The organism is Streptomyces sp. NBC_00080, from assembly GCF_045041255.1.
Classification (GTDB): domain Bacteria; phylum Actinomycetota; class Actinomycetes; order Streptomycetales; family Streptomycetaceae; genus Streptomyces; species Streptomyces coriariae.
Genome location: NZ_CP108235.1, coordinates 182,187 through 205,831 on the forward strand (window position 1 = coordinate 182,187; position 23,645 = coordinate 205,831).

General features: G+C 69.9%; 22 protein-coding genes and 1 pseudogene. 8 read left to right on the forward strand and 15 right to left on the reverse strand.

What is annotated here, in order from left to right:
- Window positions 1–10: 10 nt before the first annotated feature.
- The 4 genes and pseudogenes from OHU34_RS00855 to OHU34_RS00870 form a co-directional block, all read left to right on the forward strand.
- Window positions 11–265, forward strand: a pseudogene (locus OHU34_RS00855) (hypothetical protein); the annotation flags it as partial.
- Window positions 213–1,178, forward strand: coding sequence for an SRPBCC family protein (locus OHU34_RS00860; protein WP_405764086.1), 966 nt, complete (start codon window positions 213–215; stop codon window positions 1,176–1,178). The pseudogene OHU34_RS00855 and the gene OHU34_RS00860, both read left to right, overlap by 53 nt.
- A 474-nt stretch (window positions 1,179–1,652) precedes the next feature.
- Entirely contained in the window at window positions 1,653–2,567 is a 915-nt protein-coding gene (locus OHU34_RS00865; RefSeq protein WP_405764088.1) for an NADP-dependent oxidoreductase, read from the forward strand.
- A gap of 356 nt (window positions 2,568–2,923) precedes the next feature.
- Entirely contained in the window at window positions 2,924–3,391 is a 468-nt protein-coding gene (locus OHU34_RS00870; protein ID WP_142270783.1) for a cupin domain-containing protein, read from the forward strand.
- 186 nt (window positions 3,392–3,577) lie between these two features.
- On the opposite strand, the gene OHU34_RS00875 is transcribed toward OHU34_RS00870, so the two are convergent.
- From OHU34_RS00875 to OHU34_RS00935, 13 genes are all read right to left on the reverse strand, one after another.
- On the reverse strand, window positions 3,578–4,162 hold the full coding sequence (locus tag OHU34_RS00875) for a rhodanese-like domain-containing protein (protein ID WP_142270784.1): 585 nt from the start codon (window positions 4,160–4,162) through the stop codon (window positions 3,578–3,580).
- A 177-nt stretch (window positions 4,163–4,339) separates the two neighbouring features.
- Entirely contained in the window at window positions 4,340–5,728 is a 1,389-nt protein-coding gene (locus tag OHU34_RS00880; RefSeq protein WP_142270785.1) for an MBL fold metallo-hydrolase, read from the reverse strand.
- Between the two features lie 99 nt (window positions 5,729–5,827).
- The gene (locus OHU34_RS00885; protein WP_142270786.1) at window positions 5,828–6,154 is read right to left on the reverse strand and encodes a rhodanese-like domain-containing protein; all 327 of its coding nucleotides are present in this window, start codon (window positions 6,152–6,154) and stop codon (window positions 5,828–5,830) included.
- Between the two features lie 1,157 nt (window positions 6,155–7,311).
- Window positions 7,312–7,887, reverse strand: a complete 576-nt coding sequence (locus OHU34_RS00890; RefSeq protein WP_405764091.1) for a rhodanese-like domain-containing protein — start codon at window positions 7,885–7,887, stop codon at window positions 7,312–7,314.
- A gap of 105 nt (window positions 7,888–7,992) precedes the next feature.
- On the reverse strand, window positions 7,993–8,736 hold the full coding sequence (locus OHU34_RS00895; RefSeq protein WP_142270788.1) for a sulfite exporter TauE/SafE family protein: 744 nt from the start codon (window positions 8,734–8,736) through the stop codon (window positions 7,993–7,995).
- Complete coding sequence (locus OHU34_RS00900; RefSeq protein ID WP_200840149.1) at window positions 8,733–9,098, reverse strand: rhodanese-like domain-containing protein; 366 nt, start codon at window positions 9,096–9,098, stop codon at window positions 8,733–8,735. Before OHU34_RS00900 ends, OHU34_RS00895 begins: the two co-directional genes overlap by 4 nt.
- A gap of 48 nt (window positions 9,099–9,146) precedes the next feature.
- The gene (locus tag OHU34_RS00905; RefSeq protein WP_405764093.1) at window positions 9,147–10,508 is read right to left on the reverse strand and encodes a rhodanese-like domain-containing protein; all 1,362 of its coding nucleotides are present in this window, start codon (window positions 10,506–10,508) and stop codon (window positions 9,147–9,149) included.
- Between the two features lie 1,315 nt (window positions 10,509–11,823).
- The gene (gene lgt, locus OHU34_RS00910) at window positions 11,824–12,714 is read right to left on the reverse strand and encodes a prolipoprotein diacylglyceryl transferase (protein WP_405764095.1); all 891 of its coding nucleotides are present in this window, start codon (window positions 12,712–12,714) and stop codon (window positions 11,824–11,826) included.
- A gap of 345 nt (window positions 12,715–13,059) precedes the next feature.
- Window positions 13,060–13,464, reverse strand: a complete 405-nt coding sequence (locus OHU34_RS00915) for a DUF302 domain-containing protein (protein ID WP_142270792.1) — start codon at window positions 13,462–13,464, stop codon at window positions 13,060–13,062.
- Between the two features lie 541 nt (window positions 13,465–14,005).
- Entirely contained in the window at window positions 14,006–14,293 is a 288-nt protein-coding gene (locus tag OHU34_RS00920; RefSeq protein ID WP_142270793.1) for a metal-sensitive transcriptional regulator, read from the reverse strand.
- 259 nt (window positions 14,294–14,552) lie between these two features.
- Window positions 14,553–14,921: a thioredoxin gene (gene trxA / locus OHU34_RS00925; protein WP_405764097.1), complete on the reverse strand. Its 369-nt coding sequence runs from the start codon at window positions 14,919–14,921 to the stop codon at window positions 14,553–14,555.
- A 246-nt stretch (window positions 14,922–15,167) separates the two neighbouring features.
- Entirely contained in the window at window positions 15,168–16,571 is a 1,404-nt protein-coding gene (locus tag OHU34_RS00930; RefSeq protein WP_405764099.1) for an MFS transporter, read from the reverse strand.
- Window positions 16,568–16,825 (reverse strand): hypothetical protein, encoded by a 258-nt coding sequence (locus tag OHU34_RS00935; RefSeq protein ID WP_230195879.1) that lies wholly within the window; start codon window positions 16,823–16,825, stop codon window positions 16,568–16,570. Before OHU34_RS00935 ends, OHU34_RS00930 begins: the two co-directional genes overlap by 4 nt.
- 47 nt (window positions 16,826–16,872) lie before the next feature.
- On the opposite strand from OHU34_RS00935, the gene OHU34_RS00940 reads away from it, so the two are divergent.
- Window positions 16,873–17,538 (forward strand): metalloregulator ArsR/SmtB family transcription factor, encoded by a 666-nt coding sequence (locus OHU34_RS00940; protein ID WP_230195878.1) that lies wholly within the window; start codon window positions 16,873–16,875, stop codon window positions 17,536–17,538.
- Window positions 17,539–17,770: 232 nt separating this feature from the next.
- On the opposite strand, the gene OHU34_RS00945 is transcribed toward OHU34_RS00940, so the two are convergent.
- Both OHU34_RS00945 and OHU34_RS00950 read right to left on the reverse strand, forming a co-directional pair.
- Window positions 17,771–20,212: a SpoIIE family protein phosphatase gene (locus OHU34_RS00945; RefSeq protein WP_405764102.1), complete on the reverse strand. Its 2,442-nt coding sequence runs from the start codon at window positions 20,210–20,212 to the stop codon at window positions 17,771–17,773.
- Between the two features lie 495 nt (window positions 20,213–20,707).
- Window positions 20,708–21,160 carry an OsmC family protein gene (locus OHU34_RS00950; protein ID WP_142270799.1) on the reverse strand — a complete coding sequence of 151 codons (453 nt, stop codon included), beginning with the start codon at window positions 21,158–21,160 and terminating at the stop codon, window positions 20,708–20,710.
- 277 nt (window positions 21,161–21,437) lie between these two features.
- Here OHU34_RS00950 and OHU34_RS00955 point away from each other — a divergent pair, with 277 nt between their 5' ends.
- The 3 genes from OHU34_RS00955 to OHU34_RS00965 are packed head-to-tail and all read left to right on the forward strand — an operon-like array spanning window position 21,438 to window position 23,537.
- Window positions 21,438–22,679 carry an NAD(P)/FAD-dependent oxidoreductase gene (locus OHU34_RS00955; RefSeq protein WP_142270800.1) on the forward strand — a complete coding sequence of 414 codons (1,242 nt, stop codon included), beginning with the start codon at window positions 21,438–21,440 and terminating at the stop codon, window positions 22,677–22,679.
- Between the two features lie 26 nt (window positions 22,680–22,705).
- Window positions 22,706–23,023: a TusE/DsrC/DsvC family sulfur relay protein gene (locus OHU34_RS00960; protein WP_142270801.1), complete on the forward strand. Its 318-nt coding sequence runs from the start codon at window positions 22,706–22,708 to the stop codon at window positions 23,021–23,023.
- Between the two features lie 40 nt (window positions 23,024–23,063).
- Entirely contained in the window at window positions 23,064–23,537 is a 474-nt protein-coding gene (locus OHU34_RS00965; protein ID WP_142270802.1) for a DsrE/DsrF/DrsH-like family protein, read from the forward strand.
- Window positions 23,538–23,645 lie beyond the last annotated feature (108 nt).

Here is a 23,645-nt window from a genome sequence, read left to right on the forward strand (position 1 = left end):
CCGGGCCCTCTCCGCCGACGAGATCGCCGGTGAGGTCGACGAGTTCCGCCGCGCGGCGGCGGCGGCCGTCGCTGCTGGGTTCGACGGCGTGGAGGTCCACGGAGGCAACGGCTACCTCCTCCACCAGTTCCTCTCCTCCAACGCCAACGAGCGCACCGAGCCCTACGGCGGCTCCGTCGCACACTGCATCCGCTCACCACCGCGATGCCGCTGTGCCCGCCGAGATCGGCGCCGACCGCACCGGCCTGTGCATCCCTCCCCATAACCCCCACACCGGCATCGCCGAGCACGACAGCGCGACGTCCACCCCGGCGCCGCTCGACGTCATCGACCCGATCGGCCTCGCCTGCCTGCACCTCATCCAGAGCGGCCCCGACGAGGAATTCCTGCAGCACATACGCCGACGGTGGGTCACGGCACTGGTCGTCGACCGCGGCGGCACCCCGCGCGGTAGCCGCTTCGCCGACTTCGACTCTCGTCCGACCAGTGCCGTCTCGGTCGGCGCCACCGCACCGGCCTACCCCGACCTGCCGCACCGCGTCCGCACGGGCGCCCCGCTCAACGAGCCCGACCCGACGACCTTCCACGGCGGAAACCACCGCGGCTACGCCGACAACCCCACCCTCCCCACCACGGAGAGCCGAACCATGACCACACTCCTCATCGGCCCAGCCGACAAGACCGTCAGCATCACCGTCCAGCAGAGGACCCGCACGGCGCCCCAGGACGCCTTCCACATCCTGGCGCCCATCGACCTCCCCACCGTCTTCCGCCGGGTGGCCCCGTTCCCCGGCATCAGCAGCGTGCGGAACCAGACCGAGGCCTGGGACCACGCGGGCCCGCGACGAAACCCGCAGTTCGACGACGGCTCCCAGGCCGACGAAGAACTCACCGAGTACGTACCGGGCTCCAGCTTCGCCTACCAGCTGACCGGCTTCACCAACGTCCTCTCCCACCTCGCGGCCGGCATCCGGGGCGAGTTCAACGTCAACCCCGATGGCGACGGCACACTCATCCGCTGGACCTACGAGTTCAAGCCGCTGCCCGGCCGCCGCTGGATCCTCGCCGGCCCCTTCACCCCGCTCTGGCGCCGCTACATGGTGGCCGCCCTCGACCGGTGCGTCCACGTCATCGAAACAAAGGACAACAGCACCCAGACGCCGCACCGGGCCAGGTGACGGCCCGAAGCAGCGGCACCAGAGTTTTGCCCCGGTCGCTCCGATCGAGCTGACCCCGTAGGAACCCCTCTTCGAGTCGGCCTCCCACGAACTCCGGCCCCGAGGACGATCAGTTCGGACCGATCCCGAGAACCACTGCACGGCACCCGCGGCAGCGCCGGAAAGACCACAGCACCGATGGCCGCCCTGACCCGGCGGATGCACGAGGCGGACACACCCATCGCCTCCAAGCACTGCCGGCGTCCCCAGGCGGGCGTGCTGGAGCTGCACCGACAGCAACTGACGGACCCTGCTCAGGCCCGAAAGCTGCTGAAGCCCTGGGAGCGCGGGCAGGCGGCCCGAAGTGCCACGGCTCCAGCCAGCGAACGAGCCCATCCAACAGATATGTGGCCAGCCATATGACTGGCGGCACGTTTTTGGTATCTGGCCACCTCATTGGTTTCGCCGGATCAACTCATCGAAGGAGACACAACTATGAAAGCCATCGTTTTCGACACGTTCGGCGGCACTGAGGTCCTGCACGAGGCGCAGACCGAGGTCCCCGAGCCCGGCCCCGGCCAGGTCCGCGTGCGTGTGCAGGCTGCCGGCGTCAACCCGGTGGACGGCAAGATCCGCTCCGGGACCATGGAAGCCGTCTTCCCCACCACCCTGCCCGCCATCCCCGGTGGTGAGATCGCCGGGGTCGTCGACGCCGTCGGCGAGGGCGTCGACCATCTGAGGGCGGGCGACGAGGTGCTGGGCTGGTCCGACACGGGCGCCTACGCCCAGTACGCGCTCGCCACCGCGACCGTCCTCGCCCTCAAGCCGGCCGACCTGGGCTGGACGCACGCAGCCGCCCTGCCGGTGGCGAGCGACGGCGCCGACCGGGTCCTGGACCTGCTCGACGTTGCCGCCGAGGAGACCCTGCTGATCCACGGGGCGTCCGGCGCGCTCGGCACCATCGCCGTCCAGCTCGCCGTCGCCCGCGGCGCCCGCGTCATCGGCACCGCCGGCCCGGCCAACCAGGAATACGTGACCTCGCTCGGTGCCACCGCGCTGGTCTACGGCGAGGGTCTGGTCGAGCGGGTGCGCGCACTCGCCCCCAGCGGCGTCGACGCGGTGCTCGACGCCGCGGGCAAGGGTGCGCTGGAGGACTCCATCACCCTGCGCGGCGGCACCGACCGGATCGTCACCACCGCCGACTTCCGCGCCCGCGAGCTCGGCGTCGTCTTCGCCGAGGGCCCGGCGCGGCGCTCGGCCGCCCGGCTGGCCGAACTCGCCCGGCAGGCCGCCGACGGCACACTGGCCATCACGGTCGGCGCGACCTACCCGCTTACCGACGCGGCCAAGGCCCAGCAGGCCAGCGATGCCGGCCACGGCCGCGGGAAGCTCGTCCTCACCGTCGGCTGACTCCTCCCGCAGACCGGCCCCGCACCTGCGGGGCCGACCCTGCACAGCCGCCTGCAACCAGCCGGCATCTCCCGTCGGTCCGCATCCACGCGACATGCGGATACGCCGTGTGCGGCCCACACCGTTCCCAGCACCGCCCAGGCCCTCTCTGTGTCCCTCCCCCACCGGAGGTGAACACCCGCTTCACACGGTGTGCGGTCGCACTCACAAACTCACCGCACCACCAGTCACGTTCAGGCCTGCGAGTCAGAGCATCGGGATTCGCTCTTGGAGGCGAATCCCGACCCCTTACCCCGCTCCGCAGGAGTCCGATTCCGCCCCGGCCTGACGGCCGGAGTTTCCCTGGAGGTCCCCGAATGACCATGGCCTATCTGGCGCAGCCCGAACAGCAGCAGAAGCTGGAATGGCTCGACGGGGGAACGTTCTCCGTGCTGCTCGACAAGGAAGCTACCGAGGGCAAGCTGACCGTGGGCCGCTTCGACGTCGCCAAGGGCGAAGCCCCGCCGTTCCACCTGCACACCCGCGAGGACGAGGTGTTCATGCTCATCAAGGGCACGGCCCTGGTGTGGTCCGGGGAGGAGGAACACGAACTGAGCGAAGGCGGGATCGTCTACCTGCCCCGCAACGTCCCGCACGGCTACCGCATCACCTCCCGCCGCGCCGACCTTCTGATGATCGCCACACCCGGCGGCATCGAGGGCATGTTCCGCCACGCCGGACGCGACCTCACCACCCCGCGCCCCGACGGCTTCGAGATCCCCAAGTCCCTCCTGGCAGAAGCATCCGAGCTCTACGGCGGCGTCATCCTCGGCCCGCCGCGCTAAACCGCTCACGGACGCTCGCACCCGTGCCGGGACGGCCGCCGCTCCGGCTGCCGCCTGCTCAAGTCACGTAAGGCGCCGGGCGCCGTTCGTCCCGGTCCGGTTCTCGGGCCGCACGGTCGGCCCCTGCCCGTCCGGACGGCGAACGTGACTGATCCGATCAGGACCGATACCGCGAGACGAGCGTGATCACGATCGGTCCCGCAGGGAGGCGATGACGGTGCGGATATCGGTGCGCGGGCCGCGGTTGTAGGGCAGCTTGGACAGCAGCATGCCCATGGCACAGGTGTTGCTCAGCGCGGCGAACGTCAGCCCGGCGCCGATCGCGGTGCCGATCAGGTGCGCTCCCGGCACGAACAGGCCGACGAGGCCGGTGACCAGCACGACGGATCCCGCGATCAGGCGGACCTGGCGTTCGAGGTCCCACCGCGCTTCGCCTCGGTTGACGGGAGCGCCGGCGACTTCCCAGGCCATCATGCCGCCGTCCAGCACGCGCAGGTTGGGCAGACCGGCCTCGGCGAGGGCCTGCTCGGCCTGGGCGGCGCGGGCGCCGGAACGGCAGACCAGGACCACGCCCTCGTCGAGGTGGGCGAGGAGTTCGGCACGGTGCTCGCGGAGGGTGTCCAGCGGGACGTTGTAGGAGCCGGGGATGTGGACCGTCCGGAACTCGCCCGGGGTGCGCACGTCCAGCACGCGCGGTCCGCGTCCGTCCTTGATCAACTGCTGAAGGGCGGCGGGGGTGAGGCCTGCGGCGCGGGAGGCGTCGATGGTCATGAAAACTCCGTCGTGGTGAGGTGACCCGCATGGAAGTACGGGGAGGGGTACACGCGGGGACAGGTGGGGCTGGCGCACCCGCGCGGGGCCGGTCAGGGATTGAGGGCCCCGCGCGGGTGCGCAAGCGGCCTTCGCGGCCGGGCCGTGGGCCCGCCGCCCTGGGGTTGGGCCGCCGGATCAGACCGCGGCGGGGGTGTTGAGCAGGGCCCAGGCGGCGTAGCCGCCGAGGATGTCGGAGACGTCGGTGAATCCGTGGTGGCGCAGTAGGCTCGCGGCGATCGAGGAGCGGTGGCCGCCCGCGCAGTGCAGGACCAGGGGCTTCTCGCGCGGGATCTCGTCCAGGCGGCGGGGCAGCTCGCCGAGCGCGACGTGAAGGGCTCCGTCGATGAAGCCGTGCTCGCCGCGTTCACCGCAGTTGCGGACGTCGATGACGACCGGCGGGTTGTCGCTCTCCAGGGCGGCACGGACCTGGGCGGCGGTGAGGCGGCTGGCCGGGGTCACCTCCTCGGCCAGCGCGGTCAGCGCGTCGTCCGGGGAGCGCAGATAGCCGGCCACGCGGTCGAAGCCGATCCGGGCCAGACGGGTGACGATCTCCTCCTCGCGGTTCTGCGGGGCGACGACCAGCAGGTCGGCGTCGGTGGGCAGGACGGTTCCGGCCTGTTCGGCGAACCGGCCGTCGGCAGGCACGTTCACCGACCCACGCAGGTGCCCAGCGGCGAACTCCTGCGGATCGCGGGCGTCGACGACGACGGCGCCGGAGGCACGGAGGCCGGTGAAGCCCTCGACGTCCAGCGGCCGGGGGGCGGTGGCCGGGTCGAACAGCGGGCGCTCACTGCGGTTGAGAATCGCGTCGTAGACGAAGTAGCCGGGAGCGGCGGCTTGACCGGCGGTCACGATGGCCACGAACTCGCCCTCACTCATCGGTGCGCACGCGTAGTTGGTGGCGCGCTGCTCGCCGATGGTGGACTGCTTCTCGGTCGAGAGGTTCTTGCCGCAGGCGGACCCGGCGCCGTGCGCGGGGAAGACCCGTACCTCGTCCGGCAGGCCCATCAGTTTGTTCTGGACGCTGTCGTACAGCATGGCGCCGAGTTCATCGGCGGTGACGCCGATGGAGGCGAGCAGGTCGGGGCGGCCCACGTCGCCGATGAAGAGCGCGTCGCCGGTGAGCACACCGTACGGGACGGTGTGCTCACCTCGCTCGTAGATCAGCACGCTGATCGACTCCGGGGTGTGACCCGGCGTCTCCATGATCTCCAGGGTGACGTCACCGAGGCTGATCGTCTCGCCGTCGGCCAGCTTGCGGATCGGATACTCCGTCTCGGCGTGCCGGCCGTAGCCGATCCACGCGCCGGTACGGGCCGCCATCTCCAGGTGCCCGGCGACGAAGTCCGCGTGGAAGTGCGTGTTGATGACACCGACCACGGTGAAACCTCGGGCCTCGGCGTCCGCCAGGTACTCCGAGACGTCCCGGCGAGGGTCGACGACCACGGCCTGGCCGGTGGCCTCGTCGGCGATCATGTACGACGCCTGCGAGAGGCAGTCGAGGTAGTACTGGGCGAAGAACATGGAAACCTCCTAAGTGTCGACTCGGATACCCTATGGGGTATCCGAGAGGTCAAAAGGTGGCCCGCTCCCCGAAGGGGCAGGCGCGTGAGCAGGGGAAGGTCAGGCCGCCCCCGGGGTGGCCCCTGTGACGATCGGGCGGCCGGCACCGACCCAGCCCCGGGTCCCGCCGGCGACGGAAAGGGTGTCCATACCGGCGGCGGTGAGCCGGTCCGCGGCCCACTGGCTGCGGTTGCCGCTCGCGCAGATCACGTACACCTGACGCTCCCTGGGCAGATGGGGCAACACGGCGGCCAGTGCGGACAGCGGAGCAAGCCGTGCGCCGGGTACATGTCCCGCCTGATACTCCTCCGGCTCCCGCACGTCAAGGATGACGGCGCCGGCCCTCCAGGCGGCGGTGAAGGTTTCCAGGTCGACTTCACGAGCCATGAGCGCGTTCACCTCCAGATACCCCCCTGGGTATTACCTCAACGAAGGTAAAGGACTCCCGTCCACGCTGTCAAATACCCCCAGGGGTATCCATTCGCGATCACGCGACTGCCGTGCGGCCACACAGCGCCAACGACATCGACGGACCCCTTCTGCACGCCTCCGACGGTGACGTCAGGAGAGGCGATACGGCCTCCCCTGAGACTTGAGGCCCCTCTTGTCGACGCCTCAGAGGAAACGCAGGTCTTTCGGGTGCGCCTGACACCGTCGTAAGGGGTGATCCTCAAGACGCCATGAACACCACACACGCCGCCCGCCCTCACCCGCCCCGACGGCAAACCACCGCGCGTTCTCCTCATCGACCCCGATGGCGCCGAGGCGCTGTCCCGGGCACTGCGCTACGAGGGCCGGCAGACCCGCCGGGCCGATGACGGGGCCCCTGCGCTGCCGCGGCCCGGGAGCTGTCCGGGAGGACGACGGCGTCCGGCATCACCGATGGCTGGCCGTCCTGCGCGCCGTGCGACCCGACGCCTGCGACCTCGCCCTCCCCGCCCGGGACGCGGTGGAGGACCGCACCGCGGGTATCACGGCCGGCGACGACTACGTCAGCAACCGTCAGCCCGGAGGAGGTCGGCGCTCGGGTGCGCGGGCTGCTGCGCCGAGCACCATGGCACGGCGGTCGGTGGAGGCCCCACTGCTGACCGTGGGCGACCTGGTGATGGACGAGGACGCCCACGAGGTGCGCCGGGCGGTCAAGCCGGCGCAGACCCTCGACCGGGTCGGGTCGTACGACGTCAGGGGTCGCGCTGGTGGGGGCGACTTTGGTGCACAGTGCCGGTGCGTCGCCGTAGCAGGACTGGCGAGGGGGTCGGAAAGCTGGCTACGAGGGTGGGCGAAGCCCGCCCGATTTCGGGCGGGCTTCGCCCACTACGGTGATCGCCCCACCACGCCGGACGGAGCCCGTCCGGCGGCCCATGAACGTGGGTGTGAGGTCGCTGAACTTGTAGCTGCTGAAAGGTGGTTGAGAGGCTCTCGCTCCCCGAGCCCGGCGACCGCGATCACCGTGACCGCCTCCTTGAACAGCGTGGTCTGGGCGGCTGCGATCCGTACCGGGGTCGGCACGAACACGTCCGGGAGCGGTCGCAGCCGGCAACGCGTCAGCTGTTGCGCAGGCGGGCCAGCGTCGCGTCGAGATCGGCCTTGCGGGGCCGGTTGTAGGGAAGCTTGGCAAGCATTGCGGCCATGCCACAGCTGTTGGTCACGGCGGAGAAGACCAGACCACCGGCGATGCCTGCTGACAGCAGCCGGAAGGCTGGGTGGACCACTTCGCCCAGTGCCAGGCCGAGCAGGACGACGGAGCCGGCGGTGAGGCGGACCTGGCGCTCCATGCCCCAGGTCGCTTTCTGGGTGCTCTCGGGGCGGTGCAGGTCGTGGCCCTGGGCGGCCCATGCGCCGGTGCCGCCGGTGAGGGTGGCGGTGTGGATGCCGTTCTCCGTGAGCATTCGGCAGGCGTTCTCGGAGCGGGCGCCGGAGGCGCAGACGACGAGGACCTCACCACGCTGTGCGGCGGTGCGGAGGTCGGGCAGTGCCTGGTCGAGCTGGTCCAGGGGGATGTTCAGGGCGCCGGAGATGTGGCCCTCGGCGTACTCGCCGGGGGTGCGGACGTCGACGATGGTGAGTTCGTGCAGGCGGGCGCGGGCCTGGCGGGGGTCGAGGGTGGTGGGGGTGGTCATGGTTGTTGTCATCCTTGTGCGTCGGGGTCTCGGACGGACGGGTTCTCGTGCCGATGGGGTGGGTTGAGGACGTGGTGGCCGTGGAACTCGGTCACCCTGAGCGGGTCAGAGGAGCACGTCGACCAGCATGAAGACGGCGACCGCGAGGAGCACGTAGGCGAAGAGCCGCTGAAGTGTCTGGCCATTGAGCTTTTTCGAGAGGCGTTTGCCGTCCCAAGCGCCCAGGATGGCCGCCGCGGTGAACGGTGCGATGACGACCCAGTCCAGATGCGCGCCGGAACCGGCCCGCGCGGTGAGCGCTGCCATCGAGTTGATCGTGATGACCAGGAGGCTGGTGCCGACCGCCCGGCGCATGGTCAGTCCGAGCACGCCGACCAGCGCCGGTACTGCCAGGAAGCCGCCGCCCACCCCCAGGAATCCGGTCACCGCGCCGAGCCCGGCGCCGGCTGCCCCGGCCTTGCGGGGATTCACCGGGCCTGACGGCTCGGTACGCGCGGGGCGCAACATCCGCACGGCGGCGAGTGCCGCGATGACGGCGAAGGCGAGGGTCAGCACGGCGTTGGGCAGATGGCCGGCGGCGGCTCCGGCGATCACCGCGGGCACGATGCCCGCAGCGGCGAAGAGCAGCCCCGTGCGCCAGGCCACGTTGCCGTCCCGGGCGTGCCCGGCCAGTGCTGTGACGGACGTGAGGGTGACGATGATCAGGCTGGCCGTCGTCGCCTGCGCCGGGGTGAAGTGGACCAGGTAGATCAGGGCGGGGACGGCGAGGACGCTGCCGCCTCCGCCGAGTCCGCCCAGCGCCAGGCCGATGACGCCACCGGCTACGAGCGCGAGGATCAGAGCCGTCATGCTATCGAGCCGTCGTTCCCGCGTTCGTCGACGACCGGGAGACCGGCGGCGGCCCACGCCTGCATGCCGCCCTTGACGTCGACGGCGTCGTGGCCGCGCTGGGTCAGCAGTTCGGCGGCCTGCTGTGAGCGGTGCCCACTGCGGCAGATCACCACCAGCGGCATGGCCTGTGCCACGCTCGGCACGGCGGCTCCCGCGGCCAGGCGGGACAGCGGCGCGAGGACGGCGCCGGGCGCGTGCCCGACGTTCCACTCGGTCCGCTCGCGCACGTCCAGCAGGACGGCCGGGGCGTCGGCCCCCTGGGTGCGCCAGTGGGCCTCGTCCGCGCTGACGCGATGCGCGCGGCGACGGAAAAGTGACATCACAGAACCTCTCGAAGAGTTCTCGGGGTACAGGTCGGTCCGCTGTGGTCAGCCGGTGGCGACGGTCAGTCCGGCTGCCTCGGCGACGTCGAAGCCCTCGTCGACCGCCACCACATCGCGGCCGGACGCGTCCAGCAGCGAGGCGGCGATGGCGGCGCGCATGCCGCCGGCGCAGTGGACCCAGACGGTGCCGTCCGGCACCTCGCCGAGCCTCTTGTGCAACTGGTGGATCGGAATGTGCACGGAGCCCTCGATGTGTCCCGCGGCTCGTTCGGAGTCGCGCCGCACGTCCAGGACGACGATGTCGTCCGAAGCCCGCTGGGCTGCCAGACCGGCGAACGTGGAGCGGGGGAAGGAAGCAAGTGCGTCGCCCCCGGCCGTCCACTCCTGCGGGGTGCCGGTGGCGGCGGCCGCGGGGCGGTCGATGCCGACCCGGACCAGTTCCCGCTGAGCGGCGGCCAGTTGTTCCGCAGACTCGGCCAGGAGCGTCACCGACTTGCCCCACGGGATCATCCAGGCCAGATACGTGGCGATCTTGCCGTCCGCCTCGAAGTTGAACGACCCGGCGACGTGGCCCTCCGCGAACGCGACCCGGTTGCGCAGGTCGACGACCCACTCACCGGCCGCGAGCCGCGCGGCGATCTCGTCGGCGTCCGCGACGGCCGGGGGGGTCAGGTCCACGGGCGCGGGACCGGCGGCGTTGGCCGGCCCCATGTGGGAGTAGTAGGCGGGGACGGCGTCGAGGTCCGCGAGGAGCTGGGCGACGAACGACTCCACGTCGGTCGTCAGAGCCGCGTTGACCCCCTTCTCCTTGCCGATCGTGGTGGCATCCCCCTCGGCCTGCGCCGAGGAGCAGAAGCTGCCGAAGCCGTGCGTGGGCAGCACGGACGTCTCGTCCGGCAGTTCGGCCGCCAGGCGGCGCGCGGAGGCGTGCTGAGCGCGGGCCAGGTCTTCGGTCAGACGCGGCTCGACGAGGTCAGGACGGCCCACCGTGCCGATGAGCAGGGAGCCGCCCGTGAAGGCGGCCACCGGCTGCCCCTGGTCCAGCAGGACGTAGGAGGTGTGGTGCGGAGTGTGGCCCGGCGTGGCGACCGCCCGAAGCTCCAGCCCGCCGTCGACGGTGACGGTGTCGCCGTCGGACACCGGGACCCGTGCGAACGACACGCGCGCCCCGGACGGCACCAGGTAGGAGGCGCCCGTGATCCGGGCCAGCTCCAGACCGCCGGTGACGTAGTCGTTGTGGATGTGTGTCTCCACCACGTGCGAGATCCGTACCCCCCGGCGCGCGGCGGCCGCCAGTACCTGGTCGACATCGCGCGGCGGGTCCACGGCCACGGCCGTCTGCCTGCCACCGGCCAGGTAGCTGCGGTTGCCCAGGCCCTCGAGCTCAATGGTGTCGATGAAGAACACGGAGATGCTTCCCTTCCCGTTGAATGTACCCCCCGGGGTATATGCACTCTAACATTGGTACCCCCGGGGGTATTCCGGTCGGGGTTTCGGCCCCGGTCCGGCCGTCGGCTGCGGGCCGCTGCCTGCGTGGTTGGCGTTGCAGATCCAGCCGTGCTGTCCGCCGATTTCGTGGTCCGAGACCGGCCGCTGCCGCATTCCCTGGCCCGACCGCGGGCCCTCCGAAGCCCGGGAGGCGTATTCGCCAACGCGGTCACGCCGCCGTTCACCGTCCGCCTGACGATCGCCTTGCCGGTACTGGTTGCGACCTTGGTCCGCCTGGGGCTGGGACGCCTCCAAGCCGGCCGGTGGCACCCATCAGGCACTCACCGGATCGGTCACGCGTGGAAGTCGCCCTCGCCGGACCGAGGAACCACCGCGGAAGTGATCCTCGGGCAGTGCGCGGAGCCCTCGGCGGGGTGGCTCCCGGCATGGGAAGGGCGGAGGATCGAAGCAGCCAGTCAGTGGACAGGCAGGCTCGCTTCCCCTGCCTCCTCCTGCCTGGCTTCGGGCGCGGTGCCTGCCGCTCACGGATCATGCCCATCGACGTGAAGCCAGGCATTCCGGTGCCCAGCACCTACGTGTTCATCCGCTGCGATGACCGACTGCAGTTTTGCGACGGCTTCCCGGGGTCAGATGGCATCCCGGGGTCAACGGACACGGAGGCCGGATCCGGTCGCGGCGCCACCGCCACTTTCACGATCCATCGCGCAGGCTGGGGCGGTCACGGTCTGCACGGCCACATCATCGATGACCCCGGCCCCGCCAGCACCTCGCCGCCCAACCCCGTCGCCAGCTGTCTCGTGTCTGCGCCGAGAGGGCCCGACCAGCTTCATACGCGGCAACCTGGTTATCGGCGGCGACCCGAGCGGAGCCGGCTCCGAGAGCCCCGCCCCCTGCAGTTGTACCAAGGCACAAGAACACCTCGTCCACGACGTCCACAAGGCAGTCCTCATGAACGCCCACGCGCCACAGGGTGGAGAAACAGGCAAACGAGGCCACATAACCGAAGGCCCAGGACCCCCAAGCACGGTGGAGGACCAGGTGCCTGCTCGGGTTGCCAGATGACGTATGCACGGCGCAAGGCGGCGGCGCGGTTGGCGGGCGCCGCGTTACGGGTGAGGGTGTGGGCCCAGCCAGCGGGCCGGTGCAGGCCGGCTCCGCCGACGGCCCGGGGCTGTCCACGAGACTCTGCGGGGCAGGCGGCAGCGGGTCGAGGCGCCGGTTTCGGGAAGAGTCGCTGGCGGGAACTTGGATATCTCGGTGTCCGGAGCCGCGGTCAGGTTCTCTCGCGGCCGGAAACGCCGGTCGCGACCGGTGGCGTTGCTTCGTCGCCACCCTCGGCGCCGGGGTACGGGGCGTTGTCGCTCGGACGCGGGCGGCGGGTGGCGATCAGGTACACCAGCGCCCCGGTGAACAGCAGGAGGGAGACGTAGTCGTTCAGGCGCAGACCCAGGAAGTGGTTGGCGTGGTCGATGCGCAGCGCCTCGATCCAGGCCCTGCCGGCGGTGTAGGCCAGTACGTAGCAGGCGAAAAGCCGTCCCCGGCGGAGCCGTCGGTGGTATCGGCCGTCCAGCCAGAGCAGGAGTGCCACGATGCCGAGGTCCCACAGCGACTCGTACAGGAACGTCGGGTGGTAGAGCGCGACCGAGGCGCTGTCGGCGGGGCGGTGTGCCGGGTCGATGTACAGGGCCCAGGGCAGGTCGGTGGGACGGCCGAAGAGTTCCTGGTTGAAGTAGTTGCCCCAGCGGCCGATCGCCTGCGCCAGCACCAGTCCCGGTGCGGCGGCATCCGCGAAGTCGGACAGCCTGATGCCCCGGCGTCGGCAGCCGAGAAAGGCGCCGACTGCGCCGAGCGCCACCGCACCGGGAATGCCCAGACCGCCGTCCCAGATATACAGGGCGTGCAGCGGCTGTCGACCCGCGGCGAAGTACAGCTCCGGATCGGTGACGACGTGATACAGACGGCCGCCGAGTATGCCGAACGGCACGGCCCAGATCGCGATATCGGCGATGTCCTCCCGACGCCCGCCCCTCGCTGCCCAGCGGCGTCCGGTCAGCCACACGGCGGTGAAGATGCCGGCCAGGATGCACAGCGCGTAGGCGCGGAGCGGTAGCGGCCCGAGGTGCCACACCCCCTGCGAGGGACTGGGCAGGTATGCCAGGTTCATGGACTCGACCGTTCTCACGTGCACGGGGCCGACCAGTGGGCCGCGACAGCTCGCCCGACAATACATCGGACACCGAACCATCTGGAATCGGCTGCGACCGGGCCGCCGCTACTCCCTACGGCGCACGAGCGACGGCACCCGTGTCCGACCCGGCTACGCTCGCCGCATGTCCGTGCAGCCCCGCTCCGAGGTCTCCCCGCCCCCGGCCCATCGGCGCGGTACCGGACGCCCGCCTGCTCACCGACGCTGTCAGATGGACCGGCACCCAAATGCGTCAGGTTCATCGTCGGTTCACCCGGTAGCAGAGCTGGTTTCGGAAAGCGGGGTCCCTTGGGTCCGGGGATCTCAGCTGTCGGTATCGGCTGCAGTAAGTGAGGCAAGGGCGGCATCGAGGCGCCGGGCGGCCTCCTCGGCGACGGGGCGCAGAGTCTCGAGTTCGCTGAGGGCGACCATGGTGTTCGGGTCGAGGGCCTGGACAGCCGTCCGGTCGCCGTCCCTGCGAACGACCACGTTGCACGGGAGCAGAAGGCCGATCGAGCGGTCGGCCTCCAGGGCTCGATGCGCGAGGGGTGGGTTGCAGGCGCCGAGGATGACGTAGTCCTCCATGTCCTGGTCGAGCTTTGCCTTGAGGGTCGCGGTGACGTCGATCTCGGTGAGGATTCCGAATCCCTGCTCCGCGAGGGCGTCGCGGGTGCGGGCGACGGTCGTGGCGAAGTCGGTGTCGAGGTGCACTGTGCGGTCGTAGCGCATGGCGGCGGTCCTTCTCTTCGGCTCGCAGGGCGGGGACGACAGCCCTTCATCAGCAAGGTGCACGTAAGGTGCTTTTTCAGGACTTTACCGGCCCCTTGTGGGCATCTTCCGGGGTGCGTGGATTGGTGTCACAGCCATATGTCCCGAGATAGTTCTTCGAGAGGAGCCCGTGCCGTGATGCGTGGGCCCCGGTGGTGGGGTCGGCGCGGTCAACGCTCCCCCGGTCTGCTCGCCGCTCCGACGTTGGTGACGTCCCTGGCGGGCGGCTACGGATGATGGTCCGCATCGATCCGTCTGCGGGTCATCGCGCTCAAATCGCGAACCACGCGCCGTTGATGCGCGTCGGCATGATCGAAACTCGCGGCGGGCGGTTCTCCGCCCGCTCGTGACGGACGCGATCCTCGGCCGGTGGAACGTCCGGTGTTCGTCCGTGAAGACCTCCGGACCGAAGCTTCAGCGGGTCTTCGCGCCGAGGCTGCCGACGGTCACCGGGTTCATGTTGGTCGACGCCGTCCTGTGACGGCGGCAGGGGCATGAGCCCTTACGCCAGCGACAGGAACAGCTTCTCCAGTCGCGCGCGCATGACGTCCGTGTCCTCACCGCTCTGCCGACCGGAGTCGAGGTCTGCCACACACTGCTGCAGGCCGGTAGCGATGATCGCGAATCCTGCCCGGTCCAGTGCGCGGGAGGCGGCGGCGAGCTGTGTGACGACCTCCTCGCAGTCGCGCCCCTCTTCGATCATCCGGATCACGCCGGAGATCTGCCCCTGTGCGCGGCGCAGCCGGTTCAGTACGGCCTTCAGGTCCGCACCCGCGAGTTCCAGTTCCACGATCACTCCTCGAAAAATACCCCTAGGGGTACTGTACGTCCCGTTTCGGGACGGCGTCGACCATCAAGAATCACACGGGCCGAGGTCGGCCCTGTCGCCTTTGCCGCGCCCTGCCGAGGTCGCGACCGACTGGCAAGCACGCCCCGTTCTCGTCACCCTGCAAGCCCCGGCGCCTGGGACACCGCAGTTCGCCACTCTGCGTAACGGCTGAGCCCGACGCTTCAGGCCGCCCGCGGAGGCGGCACGGGTGTCCTGGGTGTCAGTTCGCCACTGCCGAGTCCGAGGCCTGTCGGCGCACGTCCTTCATGTCCACGGCCCGAATCCCGCCGATGAGCTCCTCCAGGGCCTGTGGCGGCAGCGCGCCCGGCTGGGAGTACAGCACGGTCCGCTCACGGACGGCCATCAGTGTGGGGATGGAAGTGATCTGGAAGGCCGCTGCCAGTTCGGGCTGCGTCTCGGTGTCGACCTTGCCGAACACGATGTCCGAGTGGCGCTCGGCCGCCTTCTCGTAGATGGGGCCGAACCTCCGGCACGGGCCACACCAAGCCGCCCAGAAATCGATCAACACGATCTTCGAACCGGTGACGGTCTCCTCGAAGTTGTCCTTGGTCAGTTCAACGGTCGGCATGGGGCCGGCCCCCTCTCGTATACCCGGTGGGGTATCTCTTACAACCGATGCCGGTCCGGATTTGTTCCAGGCAGGACCCCAGAGGAGCGGAATGAAATACCTCCAAGCCGAAGGAAGGCGTGACACGCGTTCAAACGCGCCTCGGCCTCCACGCAGGCGGCTCAGTGAGCCCGCAGGGCGCGAATGGCCTTCCAGGACCGTTCAGTGCCGTACCGCGGGTCGTTGCAGATTGCGAGCGTGTATGTCTCATCCTCCGTGCGGCGGCCGTACCGACCCAGGGGTCTGTCGTGGCCGTGCCAGGATCGGCGCTCCACGGCGACTGCGGGCGGGTGGCAGGGTCGTTCGGCCGGCCGTCCGTTCTCCGGGCTGTCCCGCGTTGGGGCGGGTGTGGGTTTCGTACATGCGTACAGCGACGACAAGTCCGGCGGCGGTGAGGGCGGCGACGGCCCAGATGGCGGCGGTCAGGCCGAAGGCGTCGGCGAGGACGCCGGCGAGGACGGCGCCGACGGCGAAGCCGCCGTCGCGCCAGAGCCGGTAGACGCCGACCGCGCGGGCCCGCCAGGCGGGGTGGGCGACGTCGCCGACGACGGCCAGCAGGGTCGGGTAGACCATGGCCGTGCCGGCGCCGAGCAGGACCTGGGCGACGGCCCAGACGGGGAACGTGGCGCCGACGGCGACCAGGCCGATGGCGGCAGCCTGCAGCAACATCCCAGCGGTGATGAGGTGCTTGCGGCCGATCCGGTCGGACCACCAGCCGGTGAGGATCTGGCCCAGGCCCCACACGGCGGGGTAGAGAGCGGCGAGGAGGCCGACCTGAGCGATGGACAGGCCGTGCGCGACGTACAGGAGCGGGAAGATTCCCCAGGCGAGGGCATCGTTGAGGTTGTTGACCATGCCTGCCCAGCTGGCGGAGGACAGCGACTTGTCCTGGAGGCTGGTGAGGCGTGCGATCTGTCCGGTGGTCAGTTCGCCGTGGTGGTCGGGGTTCGCCGGTGCGGGACGGCGGGTTGCCTCGGCGCGGGCGTGCTCGCGGGTCTCCTTCGCCGCGAGCACGGACAGGCCCAGCCCGAGGGCGGCGTAGGCGATACCGAGGAAGAACGGCTGGGGCCGAAGGCTCCAGTGGGCGGCGATGGCGCCGGTGGCCATGGCGGTGGCGGCCAGCGCCCCGTAGCCAGCGGCCTCGTTGAGACCCATTGCGAGGCCGCGCCGGGCGGGGCCGGCCAGGTCGATCTTCATGATGACGGTGGTGGACCAGGTCAGGCCCTGGTTGACGCCGAGCAGGACGTTGGCGAAGACGACCCAGCCCCAGGACGGCGCCCAGATCAGCAGCAGCGGTACCGGCTGGGCGATCAGCCAGCCCGCGACCAGGACCGGTTTGCGGCCGTACCGGTCGGACCACGTTCCGGCGAAGAAGTTGGTGACGGCCTTGGTCGCGCCGAACGCCACGATGTACGTCAGGGCGGCGGTGTACGCGGACAGGTGGAAGGTCTGGTCGGCGAGCAGGGGCAGCACCGTGCGCTCCTGGCCGAGCATGCCGCCGACCAGGGCGTTGACCGCGACGAGCAGGGTGAACTGGGCGAGGTTGGCGCGCAGTCCGAGGCGTATGGCGCCCGGGGCTGCCGGGGTGGTGGCGGGAACGGGCCTGGTCATGCGCCGTCCTCCAGGTTCCGGCCGGTGACCTTCGCCCAGCCCTCGGCGCCGCCGGTCAAGAATCGCCGGTCGGCCGCCATACTTCGCGCGCGCAGGTCCCGGGAGGCGTCCACGGCCAGGGCGCGGCCGTCACCGAGGTCGACCAGGTAGACGCTGTTGCCCAGCCCGTCGTCGACCAGGGGTATCAGGTGCTCGGCGGTGAAACCCACGGCGTTCTCCAGACGGACAGGGATGGGGGTCGGAGGGGTGGCCATTCCATTCCGATATTCATACAATATTCCATGGATTTATGGAGGATGTCATGGGAGACCCCACCCGCAAGGCAGAGCTGTTCGACGCCCTCGCCCAGACCGGCAAGGCCCTGTCCAACGGCAAGCGCCTGGAACTGCTCGACCTGCTCGCCCAGGGCGAGCGCAGCGTCGATGCCCTGGCCAAGGCCGCCGGACTCGGCCTGACCACGACCTCCGCCCACCTACAGGCGCTGAAGCAGGCCGGACTGGTGACGACCCGCCGCAGCGGGGTGCGTATCCACTACCGCCTGGCCGGGGAGGACGTCGCCGCCCTGTACGCGCTGCTGCAGCAGGTCGCCCGTACCCACCGGGCCGCCACCGAGCAGGCACGCACCGCCTACCTCGGCCCCGAGAACACCGAGCAGCTGACCCGCGAGCAGCTGCTGGAGCGCGTCAGGGCCGGCACCGCCACCCTCGTTGATGTCCGTCCCTCCGCGGAGTACGCCGCCGGCCACATCCCCGGCGCCCTTTCCGTTCCGCTGGACCAGCTGGAAGCCCGGCTCGCCGAGCTGCCCGACGACGTCGAGGTCGTCGCCTACTGCCGCGGCACCAACTGCGTGCTCTCGCACGACGCCGTCCGCCTGCTCACCGGCTGCGGACACCGTGCCCTCCGGCTCGCCGACGGCATGCTCGAATGGCGCTTGGCCGCCCTGCCCGTCGAGGTCGGCGCCGCATGAGCGAGACCGGCTTCGCGATCTTGGACTGCGCGAGTGGGGCGGGATGGCTCATGCCGACTGCCCTCGATGGCTCAGACCGCCGACCCCTGGCCCCGTCACCTCTTCCGGACTGCTGATCAGGCACTGCGAACGATCGCTCGGTAGAGCGAAGACAGGCAGAACGGGTCGCGTCACACACCACACCGGAAGGGACGGTCTCCCGTCACGTTGCCGGTGACTCGAGTGGTTTCCCTCAGCGCTGCTCGTTCGGTATCCCGATCTCAGCCCAGATCGTCTTTCCTCCGGGCAGGTGGCGCGTCCCCCAGCGCTCGGCCAGTTGGGCGACCATCATCAGACCGCGCCCGCCTTCGTCGAACATGCGGGCCCGGCGCATGTGCGGGGCGGTGCTGCTGCTGTCGGACACCTCGCAGATGAGCGCAGCGCCGCGGATCAGGCGCAGCTGGATGGGAAGGCTTCCGTAGCGGATCGCGTTGGTGACCAATTCGCTCACGATCAACTCGGTCGTGAAGGTGACCTCTGCCAGTCCCCAGTCCGTCAGGCGCTGGGAGACCTCGCGCCGGACACCCGCCACTGCTGCCGGATCGGAGGGCAGGTCCCAGGTGGCGACCTGGCCCGAGTCGAGGGACCGGGTACGTGCCAGCAGGAGAGCGACGTCGTCCGACGGCCGCGCGGGGCGCATGGTCTGGATCAGGTCGTCGCAGGTGGCATCCAGTGAACGCGCGGGCTGTTCCAGGCGTTGGAGCAACCATGCCATGCCCTTGTCGAGGTCGTGTTCCGGGACTTCGATGAGGCCGTCTGTGTACAGCGCCAGGAGGCTGCCTTGGGGTACTTCCCATTCGATGGCCTCGAAGGGGAGCCCGCCCACCCCCAGCGGTGGTCCGGCAGACAGCTCGATGAACTCGGCTGTGCCGTCGGGCGTCATCATGGCGGGTGGGGGATGGCCCGCCGCGGCGGCCGTGCAGCGGCGGGAGACCGGGTCGTAGACCACGTACAGACAGGTGGCGATGAGATCGGTGACCATGTCGAGGTCCGTATCGGATGCCGTGCCCTCCTCCGCCCTGAGATGAGTGACCAGGTCATCGAGGTGGACGAGGAGTTCCTCAGGGGGCAGGTCGACGTCGGCCAGCGTGCGCACTGCGGTCCGCAGCCGTCCCATGGTGGCTGAGGCGCGCAGACCGTGGCCGACGACGTCACCGACGACGAGGGCGACGCGGGCGCCTGACAGAGGGATGACGTCGAACCAGTCGCCGCCCAGCCCGGCCTGTGAGCGAGCCGGCAGATAGCGGTGAGCGACCTCCACGGCGTCCTGGGCGGCGACCCGCTGAGGAAGCAGACTCTGCTGCAGGGTCAGAGCAGTGGTCCGCTCGCGGGTGAAGCGGCGGGCGTTGTCCACGGCGACGGCCGTGCGAGCGGCGATCTCCTCCGCGAGAAGCAGGTCGTCGTCGTCGAAGGGGTGCCTGCGCCGATGGCGCACGAGTACGGCCACTCCGAGCGTGATGCCTCGAGCGCGCAGCGGGACCACTATGACCGAGTGCATCCCGAAAGCCCGGACCTTCTCGGCGCGCTCGGGGTCGGACGTCTGCCATATGCCGACAGCTTCGTCCAGGGTGCGGTGCAGAGAGGAACGGCCAGTGAGCAGGCAGCGGGCGGGGGGTGAGGAATCCGGGTAGTAGTCGACGTTCCCTGTCTGGATCACCGACTCGGGTACACCGGGCAGGACGGACTGCTGCGCGACGCGGCGCAGACCGATCGAACCTTCCTCGGAGGGCCTGGGTTCGAAGCCGCGTAGCAATGAGTCCAGTAGGTCGATGCTGATGAAGTCGGCGAGTCGGCCCACCGCAATGTCGGCCATCTCCTGTGCTGTACGCGTCACGTCCAGAGTGCTGCCTACCTGTGTGCTGATGTCGTTCAGCAGGGCCAGCCGCTCTCGGGCTTGGTGCCGTTCGGTGACGTCGAGAGCGATGAGCTGAACGTGGCGTATCTCGCCGGCCGGGTTCCTGACAGGGGACACGGTGACGGCCCAGTGGCGTCCGCGGGCTTCGGGACGTGGACGGCCGTGCACATGAAACAGCTCCGGATTTCCCGTCTCGAACACCCTGTGCATGCCCTCTTCGACTGTGGTGCAGATGTGCGGCGGAAGGATGTCGGTCACACGGCGGCCGCGCATCTGCCGCTCCGAAAGGCCCAGCGCGCGGACCGCTCCGGCACTTCCGCGCAGCGCCCGCAACTCGGCGTCGTAGATCATCACAGGCAAGTGGCACTGCGCGAAGGCTTCCTCTGTCGTCGCCTCGGCCTCATACGGAGGTGGCGCCAGACGCGGATACGGCCGCAGCGACGGGGTGGCTACGATGAGCCACTGTGTGCTGCCATCGCGGTCGAGTGACGCGTAGGCCCGAAGCTCGGCTGCCACGTCATGGCCGTCCCGGTGCCGCAGAAGGGGCGTCCCCCGCCATCCTCCGTCGGCTGACGAGAAATCCACCGGGGCGTCGGCATTCCGGCCGAGCAGGCCGGCTGCCGGACGCCCGACGACGTCCTCGGACGGGTAGCCGAGCAACCGCTGAGCGCCGGTGCTCCACCCCGTCACAATGCCGCGCGCGTCCACGACCGCCGTGGCCGCGGTGACCGGATCCGGAAGACGGCCGTTCTCGAGGGGGTCGGCGTTCTCCATGTCCATTCATCGCCCATCCTGCCCCCGGGCTCTCCGGTCCCGCAGAGGCACAGCAGAGCCGCGGCGCGGCCTACGTGTCATTTCGTCGCGTCGACTCTCTTCTCACTTGTATCTCTCCTCGGCGACGAACGCAGATCGGCGAGAACACGCGGGGAGACGCCGTACCGGAGCTGCTGCCCCTGCTGCCACAGAACATCTGGCTGATGGGACCGTAGTTGTGGTGAGGGTAGGAGCGATCACCGGGGCGCCACCCTCCTCGCGGGCGACCGGGTCGTCGAGATAGCGGTGGCCGAGAGGGCCGACGAACGCGACGGTGCCGCCGCCGGGCGCGGTAGGTACCGGGTTAGGGACCAGCTCACGGCGTACGGCGAGGACACCGAGGTGTAGTCGGCGTGGACGAGGCGACGCGGCCCGTGGGCCCTTCCAGTACTTCGTCATCGCCGATGAGGCCGCGGCGGATGCGGTCCACGAGCGGTGTCACAGGTTCCGCGATTGGCGTGCTCATGACCCCAGCTTGATGTCGATCTCGGGCGGCTGGTGCAGAGTGTTGTGGACCGTGCAGCGCGAGGCGACGGCGAGCAGGGCCGCGCGGCGCTGCTCGGTCAGTCCGGGCGGCGGGATGATCGTGACGTGCACGGAGGCCACCCGGGCCGGGCGGTCGGTGGCCATCGTGAATTCCGTACGGACACGCAGTCCGGCCTGGTCCAGGCTGTGGCGGTGGAGGAAACGGCCCGCGTAGAAGGCGACGCAGGTGGCCAGGGAGGCGGCGAACAGCTCGGTGGGAGTCGGCGCGGTGTCCGAGCCGCCGGCCTCGAGAGGCTGGTCCACCCGGAAATGATGGCCGCGGACGTCCACGGTGTAGATGTCGCGGTCGACGTGAGTGACCTCGAAGCGGTGCGTCTCCACCTGCGGCGGTCGGCTTGTGGTGGTGACCTGGGGTGCGGTGCCGGTCATGGCCGGGCCCCTTCCTCTTCGGCGTTGACTGCTGCCATGTTCCAGTCGATCGCTGACCGCACTGCTGATCGAGAGGCCGTCGGGGTGGGACGGGGCCCGTTCGGCCCTCGCGCCGGCCGCCTCGAAGATATACTCTGGAGGGTATTTTTCCTGGGCATACCCGTCAAGCGGTGCGGTGTGCGATCCGGAGAAGCGGAGCGAAGACATACCCGAGTGGGTACCGGCCCGGGACCAGCGGCCCCTGCCCGGTCCTCATCTCCCCTACGACAGTGGGGACATGGGCACACACATCGTGATACTCGGAGGCGGCACCGCGGGCACGTCGGCCGCCAACCGGCTGCGCCGCGTGCACGACGAGCGCGAATGCCGGATCACCGTCGTCGACCAGGACGACGACCACGTCTACCAGCCCGGCCTGCTGTTCGTCCCCTTCGGCATGGCCGAGCCGCACCACCTTGTCCGCTCCCGCCCGCGGCAACTGCACCCCGCCGTCGACTACAAGCAGGCGAAGATCGAGCGGGTCGACCTGGACGCGAGGACGGTGCACCTGGGCGCCGGCATACGACTGACCTACGACGTCCTCGTCGTCGCCACCGGAGCCGCGCTCCTCCCCGAGGAGACCGAGGGGCTGACCGGCCCCGGCTGGTGCGAGAAGGTCTTCACCTTCTACGACCTGCCCGGAGCCGTCGCACTGCGCCATGCCCTCGAGCGCTTCGAGCGAGGCCGTGTGGTGGTGAACGTGGCCGATCTGCCTGTCAAATGCCCGGTTGCGCCGCTGGAGTTCGCCTTCCTGGCCGACTGGCACTTCCGGCGGCTCGGCATCCGTGACCGGGTCGAGCTCACCTACGTGACCCCGCTGGACGGCGCCTTCACCAAGCCGGTCGCGGAGAAGGCGCTCAGCGGGCTGCTGGAGCGGAAGGACATCGAACTGGTCACCGAGTTCACGCTTGCGAAGGTCGACGGCCGAGGCGGCCGACTGGTCTCGTACGACGAGCGTGAAGTGCCGTTCGACCTGGCAGTGGTCGTACCGCTGCACGGCGGCGCGTCGTACATCGGCCGCTCCCCGGGTCTCGGCGACGAGCTGGGCTTCATCCCCGTCGACCAGCACACCCTCCAACACCCCGACCGCCCCGAGGTGTTCGCGATCGGCGACGCGGCCGGGCTGCCGACGTCCAAGGCCGGCTCGGTGGCGCACTTCGCCGGGGAGACGCTCACCCACAACATCGGCCGCTTCCTGGCCGGGCAGCCGCTGGACGCGACCTTCGACGGGCACACCAACTGTTTCGTCGAGACCGGCTTCCACAAGGCGCTGCTGATCGACTTCAACTACGACACCGAACCACTGCCCGGTCACTTCCCGGCAGAGGTCGGACTGCCGCTGCTGAAGGAGTCGCACGCCAACCACCTCGGCAAACTCGCCTTCGAGTGGCTGTACTGGCACAGCCTCCTGCCCGGCCGGGAACTGCCCGGCATCGACTCGGCGATGCCCGAGCGCGGCAAGCACCACGTCCACTCCTGAACGTCTCAACGAAGGAGAACGCAGCCATGCCCACCGCCACCTACGGCGAGACAGCCGTCCCCGTCGACGACGAGGGCTTCTTCACCGACCCCTCGCAGTGGACCGAACCCATGGCCGAACAGATCGCCCGCGAGTCCGGCATCGAGACGCTGACCGACCGGCACTGGTCGGTCATCCGCTTCATGCGCGCCCAGTACGCGGAAAAGGGCACCGGACCCACCGTGCGCGTCCTCGGCAAGACCTCCGGCGTGAGCGTCAAGGAGCTCTACCAGCTCTTCCCCAAGGGCCCGGCGAAGATCGCCGCGAAGATCGCCGGCATCCCCAAGCCGCGCGGCTGCATCTGAGATCCCAGCCATCGTCCCTGCCATCGAGGAGCGTGCCGTCATGGCCGTAACCGCCACGATCGAGAAGGTCTCGATCATCGTCTCCAAGGGATCCCTGGAAGGGATCTATCCGGCCCTCATCATGGCCAACGGCGCCCGCGCCGAAGGCATCGAGGCCGATCTGTTCTTCACCTTCTTCGGCCTCGACGCCATCACGAAGAAGCGCTGGGAGCACATCAAGCTGGCCACCGTCGGCAACCCGGGCCTGCACCTGCCCACCCTCCTGGGCGGCATGCCGGGGGTGCCCGACCTGGTCACCCGTTACATGGAACGCAAGATGGACAAGCTCGACATCCCGCCCATCCCCGAGTTCATCGAGATGATCTCCGACACCGGCGCGGGCATCTACGCCTGCAAAGCGTCGGTGGACCTCTTCGAACTCGACAAGGACGACCTCGTCGAACAGGTCCAGGGCATCATCACGGTCGGCGAGTTCTACGAGCACGCGGCCGGCGGCCAGATCATCTACACCTGAGACGAACGGCACCCTCCCCGGCCCGCCGGACGGAGTACGGCACGTCCCGGCGACGGTCGCCCACCCGAGGACGAGTCGCTCGGGCCGGGCGGCCTCCTGGCCCTGCTG